This window comes from Pseudomonas sp. CDFA 610, assembly GCF_021147865.1.
GTDB lineage: Bacteria > Pseudomonadota > Gammaproteobacteria > Pseudomonadales > Pseudomonadaceae > Aquipseudomonas > Aquipseudomonas alliivorans.
The window spans coordinates 212055-225833 of the sequence record NZ_JAGTPM010000002.1; the positions used below are offsets into that span (position 1 = coordinate 212055).

Below are 13779 nucleotides of genomic sequence, written 5' to 3' on the forward strand. Positions count from 1 at the left end.
CAGCATTCGCCCTGAGTGGCCCCGGAAAGAGCTGAGTTCCAGCGGCGCGAGAAAAGAAAGATCCCGTAACAAGTCGTCACAAATCTGAAATAACCGCTTGTCATCATGCGCACTTCGCCTCCCCGTCCGGGCCTGGCCGCACGTGGACTGCCATGAACAACAGCATCGCGCACCATCATCAGGACTCCGATCTGTTCGGGCTGCTTTACGGCTTCCGCTTTCGGCCCGGTGAAAGCGGTCAGGAAATCGGCTCGGTCGCGGCGCTCGACTATCTGCAGAATCCGACCGACAGCAACGACTTCATCTGGCTGCACCTCAATCTCTCGCACGCAGCCTGCGAACGCTGGATGAAGACCCACCTGGAATTGCCTGAAGAGTTTTTCGAGGCCCTGCACGAAGGCTCGCGCTCGACCCGCATCGAGCATGTGGACGCCACGTTGCTGGCGGTCGTCAACGACGTGGTGTTCGACTTCAACCGGCTCTCGACCGATATCTCCACCCTGTGGGTCTGTGCCCGGCAACGGCTGTTGATCACGGCCCGGCTGCAACCGTTGCGCTCGGTGGACAAGCTGCGCTCGGCAGTCAAGCGTGGCGAGCAGTTCGACTCGCCACTGGAGCTGCTGGCTCACCTGTTGAGCGATCAGGGTGAGGTGCTGACCCAGTTCCTGCGCAAGACCAGCGTGAATGTCGACCGCATCGAGGACCAACTGCTGTCCCAGCGCCTGAGCAACAACCGCTCGGAACTGGGTGCCATGCGCCGAGTGCTGGTTCGTCTGCAACGTCTTCTGGCGCTGGAGCCGGGCTCGCTGATGCGCCTGCTGCATCGCCCGCCACAATGGTTGCGCGAACAGGATGTGCAGGCGTTGCGCCAGTCCATCGAAGAATCATCGCTGGTCATCAACGACCTGACGGCACTGGGCGAACGCATCAAGCTGCTGCAGGAAGAGATCGCCGCCAACCTCAACGAGCAGAGCAGCCGCACCCTCTTCACCCTGACCGTCGTCACGGTGCTGGCGTTGCCGATCAACATCGTCGCCGGCTTCTTCGGCATGAATGTCGGCGGCGTACCGCTTGCCACTGACCCGGAAGGCTTCTGGATTCTGGTGGCCCTGGTCGCGACCTTCACGTTGGTGGCGGGTCGCTGGGCCTTTCGCAAGCGCGGCGATTACTGACGCCTCCCTTGAAGGAGATGACGCTGCCGGTTATCAGGAAACCTGTCTGAATACCCGATGAATTGATCTGTGTCGCATCTCTGTCACATTTTGCAATGACCATGGCAGTAATCTTTCAATCAGGTATTGCGCACATGGCTATCAACGCACTTTCCCCCGACGCCTCTGGCGGGGCGAGCCTGTCGGCAACCCAGTTCGGGCGCAAACCCGGTCGCCTGACCATGACGATCTTCTTCGCCATTCTCATCGCAGGGCTTGCGTTCACCGGTTACAGCCTCAAGCAGGACGTGGATGACATGGGCACGGTGGTCACCACCTGGACGCCTTTCATCCTGTTGGGCGTGGCATTGCTGATTGCGCTGGGCTTCGAATTCGTCAATGGCTTTCACGACACGGCCAACGCAGTAGCTACCGTGATCTATACCCACTCCCTGCCGCCGGGCTTCGCAGTGGTCTGGTCAGGGTTCTTCAATTTTCTGGGTGTGATGCTGTCCAGCGGTGCGGTCGCGTTCGGCATCATCGCCTTGCTGCCGGTGGAACTGATCCTGCAAACCGGTTCGTCAGCCGGTTTCGCAATGATTTTCGCGCTGCTGATTGCAGCGATCATCTGGAACCTGGGCACTTGGTGGCTCGGCCTGCCCGCTTCGTCTTCGCACACGCTGATCGGCTCGATTATCGGCGTCGGCATTGCGAACGCCTTGATGCACGGGCGTGACGGCACCAGCGGTGTGGACTGGTCGCAGGCGACCAAGATCGGTTATTCGCTGCTGCTCTCGCCACTGGTGGGGTTCGCTTGTGCTGCGCTGCTGTTGCTGGCGATGCGCATGTTCATCAAGAACCGTGCGCTCTACAAAGCGCCGGAAGGCAACGCCCCGCCGCCATGGTGGATCCGCAGCCTGCTGATCGTGACCTGCACCGGCGTATCGTTCGCCCACGGTTCCAACGACGGGCAGAAAGGCATGGGGCTGATCATGCTGATTCTGGTCGGCACCCTGCCGATGGCCTACGCGCTGAACCGCACCATGCCTGCCGATCAGGCGACGCAGTTCGCGGCAGTGGCCGAGGTCACGCAACAGGCGCTGATTCGCAGCGCCCCGCTGCCTGCCCCGACAGATTCGCGCCAGACGCTCTCGGATTATCTGGTCAGCAAGGAATCGACGCCGGACCTGATTCCAGCGCTGGCGGTGATGGCGGGCAAGATCGGCAATGAAGTACGCATTTACGGCTCACTGTCCAAAGTGCCTGCCGAGGCGGTCACCAACGTGCGAAACGACATGTACCTGACCTCGGAAACCATCCGCGTGATGGAGAAGAAAAAGGTCGGAAATTTCGACGTAGACACCCAGAACAAGCTGGAAGCCTTCAAGAAACAGATTGATGACGCCACGCGCTTCATTCCAACCTGGGTCAAGATCGTGGTCGCCATCGCGCTGGGCCTGGGCACCATGGTTGGCTGGAAACGGATCGTGGTGACGGTGGGTGAGCGAATCGGCAAAACTCACCTGACCTACGCCCAGGGCGCCTCGGCGGAAGTGGTGGCGATGTTCACCATCGGCGCAGCGGACATGTACGGCCTGCCGGTTTCCACGACCCATGTGCTGTCTTCCGGTGTGGCGGGCTCGATGGTCGCCAACGGCTCCGGCCTGCAGATGCGCACCTTGCGTAACCTGGCGACGGCCTGGGTGCTGACACTGCCCGCCGCGATTTTGTTATCGGGCTCGCTGTACTGGGTGTTCAGTCATTTGTTTTGAATGAGCAGTCCTGGCTGATCGTTCCCGACGCTCTGCGTGGACAGGCAGACGTGGGATCGATCACCCAGGCAGTATCCGCGGATCAAGGCATCGTCGGATCCGGCGGCACATCACCCTCGGTGCTGGTGTCGATGCTCACCACCACCGACATCCCCGGCCGCAGTCGTTCAAGCATCGGCTGGTCATCGTCGACCACGATGCGTACCGGGATGCGTTGGGAGATCTTCACGAAATTGCCCGTGGCATTGTCGGCGGGCAACAGGCTGAACTCGGACCCGGTGGCAGGCGATATACGCTGCACGCGACCATGCATCGTCTGGTTATCCAACGCATCGACGGTGAAACTGACCGATTGCCCCAGACGCACGTCGGCCATCTGGGTTTCTTTCATATTGGCGATGATCCAGCGCCGCTCCGGCACCAGCGCCATCAATTGCGCGCCGGAATTGACATACGCCCCCAGACGCACACCGATCTGTCCCAACTGACCGTCGCGTGGCGCCACGATGCGGGTGTTGTCCAGATCGATCCGGGCCAGTTGAATCGCCGCCTCGGCGTTGGCGACCGACGCCTCCAGTGAGCCCCGATTGACGATCACCGTCTGCAGGTCCTCGCGGGCGATCTGCAAGGTCGCCTTGGCTTCGGCGACGGCGGCGCTCGCCTGAGCATCGGCGGCACGGGTCACGTCCAGTTCGCTTTTCGATACCGAACCATCGGTCACCAGCGCCTGATTGCGCCGCAGGTCGGCGGCACTTTTACGGCTTTGCGCAATAGTGTTCTGCAACTGGGCCTGACGCTGGACAATGGTCGCTTCGGCACTGTGCCGCTGTTGCAGGTTGTTGGCCAACGAGGCCTTCTGCACATTCAGCTGGGCCAGCGACTGATCCAGACGTTGCCGGTAAATGCGATCGTCCAGCCGCACCAGCAGGTCGCCCGTTTTGACGAACTGGAAGTCCTGCACCGGCACTTCGTACACGTAGCCACTCAGTTGCGGGCTGATCAACGTGGTCTGGCCGCGCACCTGAGCATTCTCGGTACTCTGGATCGGACTGGTGAACGGGGGCAATTGCCACGCATACAGCACGATCAGAACACCGGCCAGCGCGACGGTACCAAACAGGACCGAAGAGATGACGCGCTTGCGCCGCGAACTTGGGCGACTGGTGACCGGAGATTTCAGTGGTGCGGGAGCCGGACCGTCAGTGCGTTTGACGGTTTCACCACTCGCGGCAGTGCTGCGCTCGGCGTCTGGTTTGGAGTCAGGAGTGTTGGGTTCGGTCATGAAGGTTGTGCGCCGGTCGGTGATACGGAAGGCGGTGCGGCTGGTGCAACAGGGGCCAGCGCCTGGGGTTGAGTGGTCATTTTCAGCCAAATGACCCGGAAGGAAATCCAGACCATGGTCAGTACCGCAATCAACGCGATCAACATGAACACGTCGTTGTAAGCCAGCACATTTGCCTCGCGGGTGGCCGCCGTGGCCATGGCCCGGATGCCCTGAACGTTGCGTTGCGACGGGTCGGCGATCACCGAGCCGTAACTGGCGCTGTAGCTTTGCAGCCGCGACTGCACCAGCGGATTGATCAGGGTCAGGTGTTCGACGATGTGGCTGGAGTGGAATTTCTCGCGCACGACCTGAAACGTGCCCAAGGCAGCAGACCCTATCAGGCCGCCAATGTTCTGCGTGATCCCGAACAACACAGAAAAACTGATCATGTTGCGCGGATTGGCGAGCACGCCGCTGATGCCCAGTACCAGCGTCGGACCCAGAAAGAACGTACCGCCGAACGCCAGCAGGAACTGACTGAGGTACATGTTCGACTGACGGGTCAGGTTGGTCGAATGACTGTCCATCCACGCCCCTGCCGCCATCATCGCCAGCGAGATCAGCAACGGCTTGATCAGATGCGCAGGATTGATGGTCAGGGCACTGACCACAAGCCCCGCGACACTGCCCAGCAGCATCACCAGATAGAGCGTGTGCAGTTGCTGACTGCCCATGTTCAACGCCTGAAGAAAGCCGACTGCACCCACCGACTGCTCCGACAGCACGATGCGAAACAGGATCACCGCCAGCCCCAGCCGCAGAATCGAGCCGCTGCCCAGCCAGCGAGTGATCAGCAACGGATTGCTGCGGTTGTGTTCAATGGCAAGGCCCGCGCAGATCAGCGCGATGGACGCCGCCGACGCAATGCCGATCCACGGCGCTTCCAGCCACCACTCGATGCGCCCCAGCGACAGCACCGCGCACAGCAATGCGAACCCCGGCGCGAGCAGGCCGAAGGTCAGGAAGTCGAGTTTTTCGAACGCCTTGAAACGATCCCCCGGCGGCAGTTTGAGCATCAGCACGCAGCCCAGCGACAGCATCGCCATGCCCAGTTCGAACAGGTACAGGCCGCGCCATTGTGCAATCTGCAGCAGGTCCTCGGAAACCAGACGCGCCAGAGGAGTGGCCAGCTGCGCGGTGCCCAGGCCGAGTACCAATGCCTTCATCCGCCATTTCTGCGGGAAGGCCTGAATCATGTAATACAGGCCCAGCGTACTGAGCGCTGCGCCGACCATGCCGTGGGCGGCCCGTACTGCGATGGCCGAATCGATGTCGTTTACGAACAGATGCGCCAGCGTCACCAGCGCATACAGCACCAGAAACAGCTCGGTGAAGGCACGCAGACCGAACTGCTGACGGAACTTGACCAGCAGCAGATTCATCGACACGTTGGTCATGATGTAGGCGGCCGGCAGCCAGGCGATGTCCTGAGAAGTAGCGCCCAACGCACCTTGCAGATAAGGCAGGTTGGCGATGACCAGTGCATTGCCCAGCGCGCCGGTCAGCGCCACGATCACACCTACCAGCGCGAACGCCCAGCGCCGCGCATTGGAGTGCAAGGGCGTCGACGGCGAACCCGGCATCGTGGGACGTTCATGGGGCGCCCATTCGCGCGGGGCGTATTTATCGCTCACCAGAAGTCGCTCATGGCAGGTCGTTCATGGAAATCATTTCATGGAAGGGCTTGAGGAATTCCCATGTGTGACAGTCACAGCAGCGAGAATACTCATGAACGCCACGATGATTCATGTGGCAGGCAGATGGATTAAAGCTCATCGCACCGAACAGAGCCGCAAACGATGGCAATTTGAAACTTGGGGCTATGCTTAAACGCAGTTTTGCTTTGCAGATTTGCACTGCTACGATCGGCTGCGACGCCGGGAACAGACAAGAAAAAAAGCGCAAACGAACAAGGAGTTCAGAATGAGTTCACAGGCTTCATCCGCCCTGCCGGTTCGACGACCTGTCAATCGGGGCGCGATTCTGGTCGATGTACGCAATCATATTGGTCACCTGACACTCAATCGCCCTGCGGACCTTAACGCGCTGGATCTGGAGATGGTGCGCACCCTCAGGCAACAGCTCGACGCGTGGGCCGATGACGAGGGTATCCATGCTGTCGTATTGCGCGGGGCAGGCGGCAAGGCGTTCTGTGCAGGCGGCGACATTCGCTCGCTGTACGAGAGCCACCGCAACGGACTGGATCTGCACCAGACGTTCTTCGTCGAAGAGTATGCGCTGGACCTGACGATTCACGGTTACCGCAAGCCCGTGATGGCCCTGATGGACGGGCTGGTCCTGGGTGGCGGCATGGGGCTGGTTCAGGGCGCGGATCTTCGCGTGGTCACCGAACGCACCCGACTGGGCATGCCGGAAGTGGCGATCGGTTATTTCCCTGACGTGGGCGGCAGCTATTTTCTATCCCGGCTGCCGGGTGAACTGGGTATCTGGCTCGGCGTGACCGGCAGTCAGATCGGCGCTGCCGACGCGCTGTATTGCGGCCTGGCCGACTGGTCGATGAACAGCGAAATGCTGCCGCGACTCGACCATATGCTCGATCACCTGAAATGGAAGTCGACCCCGCTCAAGGACCTGCAGGGTGCAATGGCCAAGCTGGGCACCCAACGCTTGCCCTACCCTCCCCTTGAACTCCTGCGCCCCGCCATCGACCATTTTTTCGGCCTGCCCGATATCCCGAGCATCCTGGAGCAGTTGCAGGAAGTGACCATCGCCGACACCCATCAGTGGGCGCTGGATACCGTCAAACGCATGCAAGGCCACTCGCCACTGGCAATGGCCGTGACCCTGGAAATGCTGCAACGGGGTCGCCACCTTTCATTGCACGCCTGCTTCGCCATGGAGCTGCACCTGGACCGCCAATGGTTCGAGCGCGGCGACCTGATCGAAGGGATCCGTGCCCTCATCATCGATAAAGACAAGAAGCCGCGATGGAAACACGCCAGTGCGCAGGACGTCAGTGCGGCGCACGTCGAAAGTTTTTTCAGCGGCCAGGAGACCTGAATCATGCACGACCTGGAACTGACCGAAGAGCAGATCATGATTCGCGACATGGCGCGCGACTTTGCCCGCAATGAAATCGCCCCGCACGCCCAGGCCTGGGAAAAGGCCGGCTGGATCGATGACGCCCTGGTCGGCAAGCTTGGTGAGCTTGGCCTGCTGGGCATGGTGGTGCCCGAGCAATGGGGCGGCACTTATATCGATTACGTGGCCTACGCCCTGGCCGTCGAAGAAATCTCTGCGGCCGATGCGGCCACCGGCACACTGATGAGCGTCCACAGCTCGGTGGGCTGCGGACCGATTCTCAACTATGGCAGCGATGAACAGAAACACACCTGGCTGGAAAAACTCGCCACCGGCCAGGCCATTGGCTGCTTCTGTCTGACCGAACCGCACGCAGGCTCAGAAGCGCATAACCTGCGCACCCGCGCCGAGTTGCAGGGCGGTGAGTGGGTGATCAATGGTGCCAAGCAGTTCGTCAGCAACGGCAAGCGGGCCAAGCTGGCGATCGTGTTTGCCGTGACCGATCCAGCGCTGGGCAAGAAAGGCCTGTCGGCGTTCCTGGTGCCCACCGAAAACCCGGGCTTCGTGGTGGACCGCAGCGAACACAAGATGGGCATCCGAGCCTCGGATACCTGCGCAGTCACCCTCGATAACTGCCGCATTCCGGCTGCCAACCTGCTGGGCGAGCGCGGCAAGGGCCTTGCCATCGCGCTGTCCAACCTGGAAGGCGGCCGTATCGGTATTGCCGCCCAGGCGCTGGGCATCGCCCGTGCAGCATTCGAAGCCGCGCTGACCTACGCCCGTGAGCGTGTGCAGTTCGACAAACCCATCATTGAACACCAGAGCATCGCCAACCTGCTGGCCGACATGCACACCCGCATCAATGCTGCACGCCTGCTGATCCTGCACGCGGCCCGACTTCGCAGTGCCGGTCAGCCATGCCTGTCAGAGGCGTCACAGGCCAAGCTGTTCGCCTCGGAAATGGCCGAATGGGTCTGCTCCAAGGCGATACAGATTCATGGCGGATACGGCTACCTGGAGGACTACCCGGTGGAGCGTTATTACCGGGATGCCCGTATCACTCAGATCTACGAGGGCTCCAGCGAGATTCAACGCCTGCTGATCGCACGCGAACTGCGCCACTATCCGGTCTGAGGAACGGTCCCTGGTGCGAATGCCCCGGGGACCGGCTGCGCCCGGTGACGCATCAATGTCATCAGCCGATGCCAAGCTCCGCCGTCTAGCGCACCAGCCGCTCGCGCCCCAGCAAAGTCACCAGCAGAGCGACGGTGTCGGCATTGGCGAGCATGATGTCGGTGCGTTTCTGGACATCGGTGTAGAACACATCGCGCGCCTCATCCAGCGTCGCTTTGCCGGCAAGACGCAATATCGTTTTCTTGCCTTTACCGTCTGCGTGCCGCAAGTCCCGCCAGCGATTTTTGTCCAGATGTTTGAACAATTGACTACGGTCCGTCTGGTACGAAAGCGTTTTCTGCTGAAGAGCGAGTTGCGCGTTCTTCAACCTTAATCGATAGCCGGCGGTATCCTCCAGAAGATCGGCAAAAGGGGCTTGAGCATCGACGTAAGCCAGGTCTTCTGTCTTGAGGACCAAGTGAGACAACTCGTGAATCAGAATAGCGGCACGGTAGTGCGCGCCGTAATGGAAGTGTCCCGAACGCATGGCACTGACCTTGAATCGGTAGCTCGGCAACCGGAAAAACTGCTCGGTCAGAAAAATCCTTTTCATCGGGTCCGTACTGAAGATGAAGGCTGATGAGTCGTGCCCGATCCGGTTGACCCCGATGACATAGCGCGGTGAATCCAACGGCGACAGCGTCGGGTCCATCAACGCGCCATAGATCTGCGTGACGGCATGCTGCACAACCTCGTACATCCGCTCATCGGGCTCGCTTTCGTCAAAGAAATCGGCAAGAACCTTTTTGACACGCGGTTCCACCGAACCGTCAGGCCGTTTCTGGCAAAGGTTGTCCAGGCAGTTCTCCAGGTAATGTTGAGCCTGGGCGTGGCCCTCTTCAATCGCCTGCGCCATTCCCCGGAATGTCCGGCGGATCTCCAGCATTCCCTGGCTATCCACCGACATGACATCGTCCACGCCGGCATCGACGATACTGCTTTTGACACGCGTCAGCAGTGCCCCTCCGCCCTTGAGCCCGCCATGAAGATCCAGTTTCCAGCGTTGCTCCTCGTCCATCACGACCGGGGGACCTACCTTGTCACCAGCGACTATGAACCACCCATCCTGGTCCGACTTCAGCTCGTAGACCCTGCCGTTGATGGCCGCATATTTCTTACCGTTGACGGGATCATTGTAGGTATTAAACAGGTCATCCTTACGCAGCGTGTTGAGAGACACACCTCGGATTTCGAACGGGCGCAGGCGGATCAGAATTTCCTGTGTCAGTGAGTTGTTCGACCAGGAGAACCGCGGAAAAGCCTCGGCCTCGGGAGGCTCGTCCAGCGCCTCAAGGACCTCTTCGTCCAGCGAGACCTCCACCTCTTCCGGGGACGACACCTCAGTCGCCTGCGCGCCCATGCCCGAGGAAATCAGCATGCTGAGGGCAGCCATAAACTCGGCTAACGCCTTTCCCCACTGTCGCTCACCGGCAGAAATTGCGGAAAGGTTCAACAGGTCACGACCTTGCCAGATGCCCACCAACGCCCCTAAACGGCCTGGCAGAAAAGCCATGGTCTGCTCGGCGACCAGACCGAAGAGGTAGCGCGCGGCGGTAATTTTCAGCTCGGCGCTGGTCACACTTTCCTGCTTCACCTGCAGTTTCAGCGCCTGTATTGTGCCGTTTAACAACAGGTCGAGTACGTTGCCTTCATAGGGTTGAATGGACAACGTAACCGGCTTTGGACGTTCGAAGGGCAGGTCAAAGGTGGACTCCGCACTGAACGGCAAGTGCGGTTCCGTGAAACCGCCATTGTCGTAAAGCTTGCGCTCTTGCGGATCGATGCGCTCCAGAATCATCGCCTGAAGATCTCTGGACGTGTGGATATCCGTTAACAGCGCCGCCTCATCAGCGTACTCCTTGAACGCAAAATCGTTGTGAAAGGGCGAGTACAGCACCCAAGGCCCAGCATTGCCTCGTTCCGGGGCAATAATATAGATATTGATGACCGTGGTCGGTGCCCAGCCCTCGCTGGCAGGCAGAAGACGCAGCGGGCTCAATACCACCTTGCGGCCCCCGACGGGCAGACGGGCGATTCCGTCGGGCATATCCATGACCGCTGCGATAAAGTGAAAAGCGTCTTCGGACAGCTCCTTTTTCAACTTCGACGTGAACGCTCTCAAGAGGCCGGTGGCCGGTAGTTGCTCGGCAAACAGCTTCTGTCGCTCCGCATAGGCTGGGTCATCCTTGGCCATCATGCCGTCCATCAGGCTTCGGTAGCCTTGGGCCACATTGAGCGAATCGACCATGTCCCGAACGTAAGCTACCGTCAGCGGGCCTGACAAAGGGGTGCCATCTTTTGCCGAGAGTGAAATGACGCCGTCCTGACGGGACATGAATCGATTGACGGCAAATTCACTGAGCGTCTGGCTGACGCGCTCCGTTGCAGCAGGAATGGCAGTCGGTACTTCGCCGGGGATGGCAAGGCCGGACACATAATGTGTCAACGTAACCTTGACCTCTTCCGGGTCAAGCGTCTGCTGCGGAAAGTCGCGTGCAAGCCTGTTGGCCAGTTGCTGAAGTGAGTAGTCATAGAGACTTGGAAGACCGAAGAGGAAATCCTTTTGCACAACGCACGCCACATAGAAGTGCTGCAGAATGTTGATCAAAATGATCTGATCGGTGGACGACGCGGTATTGACCCACTCTGGCAAGGAGGTCTTATTAATGACGTTTTGAATGATCATGCCCAGGCGATTGAGCACTTGACGATTGGCATCCCTGGATTCGACAGCGCTCATCAGGTGACGAAACAGGTCGGCGCTCAGCTCTCGCTTAAGGGCCTTTTGATAGAGACAGGTTGCTGTCTGCTGCTGCCGCTTGATCTCGCCCGCCTGCAAGGTCTCGATGAAATGTCCCTGCGTAGCGTGCAGCTCAACCTCCATAGACGGCGCGCCCTCCTGTCGAAAGAGACTGGTCACAGCTTCTATGTCGGGCTCCGCCAGGGCATACACCAGATGAGCACGCTGATCAGTCATCTGCCGAGAAAACCAGCTCTTCATGTCCTGTACGGTATCGAAGCGTCTCAATCCGGAGGCCGACAGCCACAGCACGACGCTCCCGATGTGGCCGGGTTTAGTCAGTACGAACGCATTGGGAACCACAATAGCTTGCTTGAGCCCCTTCCAGCGAACGGACAAGGTATACGGATCGACGCGCTTATCACCCAGACTGTCTCTAAGTGCAGGCAAAGGTCTATTCAGAACCTGCTGGACACTTAGAAGCGTCTGATCATCAAGACCACCGGTACGGTTGCGGATGATGACCTCAAGGCGCAGGGCATACTCGCGAATAAGCCCGGTAGTATCACCGGGGTGCACGCCCATGTCCAGATAACGTATCTGACGTGCGTAGAAGCCGCTGATCTGCCGCTCGAAGCGCTGCGCAAAATCCGTCAGTACGCAGTCAACCATTTGCTCCAGCAGCGTCATGGGCAGACGCTTGTCCAGAGACTCACCCGGCAGCGGGGACCCGCGACGCATCACCCTCACGTCGGTGAAGTCAGCGTCGACATCGCCACACACCCGGCCAAGCACCCAGGAGAGCAACGGAACCGCCTGCGCAGCGCCGTCCTTCGAAGCGATCCAGAGCGTGCGGGCATCAAGTCCGGGCTCTCCGAGCAGCGCCAGGTAGTGGTTCAGTCCATGACGCATGCATCCGTCCACACCAGAATGCAGCAGAGAAACCCGCTCGAGCAGCAACTCCATCTTTTGCAGCTTGCCAGCCCAGGTCCCGGACGATTCCGGCTCCAGGTACGGCATGACAACGGGCGATTCCCATGCGCCTTCGAAGTCTGTCCGGCCGGCGCGCCAACGGCCCAAGTCATGCAGCTCCAATAGGCGGACGTCCAGCAGTCCCCTGATATCCAGCGCATCATCAAGCCGTACCGAGGTTTTTTCATAGCCTATAGGGGAAAGTGCGCACGCATGACGCAAACTCCGCTGCTGCAACGCAATGACCGAATCCAGGAACTGATCAAAGAGCGGCCCGGTGAACGAGCTGGCAAACAGCTCGATCCCCCCACTGGCGCGCAGTAAAGGGTGATCGTTCAACGACGAACACTGCAGAAGATCGGAGCGACCCTGTGCGCTGGAAAAAAGAGTGCCGATACCGTCGAGGTCGTCAAAACGGCGGAACCCGTTCAGGCACGAGTACAGATAAAGCCCCTCGGGACTGCCGGATTCGAAATTGATCACGAACAGTCCGATCAGCTTGACCGGCTCCTGCCCACCCACAGCGGCCGACAAGCGTCGAACCCTTGCCTGTCGTGACTCGGGCGACACGCCGGACGCCGGCAGCAGTGTGCGCAGCCCTTGAAACTGCTCCTCGGTAAGCAAGCCATCATTGCGCCCTGCCAACAGGTGATAACGCAACGTCTCCGCCAGTGCTCGAGCGCAGAACTCGCGAACACTCAGGCCGTCACCGCGCCTGGACGACCAGTAAGCCATCAGCGACCGTTCGTAATAAGCGCCCATCTCGGCCACGGCATCCGACACCGCCTTAGAACAGATGCCTGACTGCCTTTCCGAAAGTATTCCTCCCGAAGCATCCAGGTACTGCCGCTTCATGCCGGCCGGCAACGTCTGATAAACGTACTGGTCCACCGCGACGTTGACCAGACTGTCGGTCCCGACCACGTCGGTACCGGACACATCCGTATTGATGAGTTGTACAGGATGATTGAAAGCATCGAAACGCAGCGCCGCCTCCTGCGCCTGAAGCTTATCGGTCAGGGCCCGTCCAAGTGCCGTGCGCAACTCGGGTAACTCATGCACCTGCTCCCAGGTCTGCTCCAGATGCTTTGCCTGATGAACAATGATCAGCCGTGTTCGGGCAGGAAAAATCGGGCCGTCCACCTGTTGGGAGTCAATTTCGATGGACGGGTCTTTGATTTCATCGAACCGCGCTCTCAATGCAACAAGCAACGACTGACGGCTATCGAATCGTTCGATCCCTGACAACAAGGTGCTCAGGAATACCGGTGCCTCAGGGTTGTCCGGATCGCTGACCATGAGTGCGGTCGCCAGCTCACTCCCCGTCTGCGCACCGTCGTCCCGGACAAACCGGTCAACCCTGGGGCGAACGGAAGCCTCCTGCGTATCGTTACCTTCACGGGTCAATATGCCTAACCATAGGCCCTGCTCGGAAGTGATACGAGATGCGCTGACGGCCTGCTGAACGTCTTGGCTGAAACGAGCGCTGAGCGACTCGCTGGAAAAATATGGAGGTAATGCTGACATGGGCGGTTTCCCTTGAATGACACCTTGCCCCACGCATCACTGCGGGGGCGAGGTCAAAAGGAAACAGCTTATTCAGCG

Annotated in this window: 7 protein-coding genes; 4 read left to right on the plus strand and 3 right to left on the minus strand. The window is 59.8% G+C overall.

The window, feature by feature from the left end; genetic code table 11:
- Nucleotides 1-152 precede the first annotated feature (152 nt).
- Nucleotides 153-1172, plus strand: coding sequence for a transporter (locus tag KDX39_RS03995; protein WP_231659476.1), 1020 nt, complete (start codon nt 153-155; stop codon nt 1170-1172).
- A gap of 134 nt (nt 1173-1306) precedes the next feature.
- A complete protein-coding gene (locus KDX39_RS04000; RefSeq protein ID WP_231659477.1) occupies nt 1307-2923 on the plus strand; it encodes an inorganic phosphate transporter in 1617 nt (538 codons plus the stop codon).
- A gap of 82 nt (nt 2924-3005) precedes the next feature.
- Here KDX39_RS04000 and KDX39_RS04005 read toward each other — a convergent pair whose 3' ends face one another.
- Both KDX39_RS04005 and KDX39_RS04010 read right to left on the minus strand, forming a co-directional pair.
- On the minus strand, nt 3006-4205 hold the full coding sequence (locus tag KDX39_RS04005) for an HlyD family secretion protein (protein WP_231659478.1): 1200 nt from the start codon (nt 4203-4205) through the stop codon (nt 3006-3008).
- Nucleotides 4202-5881 (minus strand): MFS transporter, encoded by a 1680-nt coding sequence (locus KDX39_RS04010; protein WP_231659479.1) that lies wholly within the window; start codon nt 5879-5881, stop codon nt 4202-4204. Before KDX39_RS04010 ends, KDX39_RS04005 begins: the two co-directional genes overlap by 4 nt.
- 289 nt (nt 5882-6170) lie before the next feature.
- Here KDX39_RS04010 and KDX39_RS04015 point away from each other — a divergent pair, with 289 nt between their 5' ends.
- Both KDX39_RS04015 and KDX39_RS04020 read left to right on the plus strand, forming a co-directional pair.
- Nucleotides 6171-7268 (plus strand): enoyl-CoA hydratase/isomerase family protein, encoded by a 1098-nt coding sequence (locus KDX39_RS04015; protein ID WP_231659480.1) that lies wholly within the window; start codon nt 6171-6173, stop codon nt 7266-7268.
- Between the two features lie 3 nt (nt 7269-7271).
- Complete coding sequence (locus KDX39_RS04020; RefSeq protein WP_231659481.1) at nt 7272-8423, plus strand: acyl-CoA dehydrogenase family protein; 1152 nt, start codon at nt 7272-7274, stop codon at nt 8421-8423.
- An 85-nt stretch (nt 8424-8508) separates the two neighbouring features.
- On the opposite strand, the gene KDX39_RS04025 is transcribed toward KDX39_RS04020, so the two are convergent.
- Nucleotides 8509-13701, minus strand: coding sequence for a dermonecrotic toxin domain-containing protein (locus KDX39_RS04025; RefSeq protein WP_231659482.1), 5193 nt, complete (start codon nt 13699-13701; stop codon nt 8509-8511).
- Between the last annotated feature and the right edge of the window lie 78 nt (nt 13702-13779).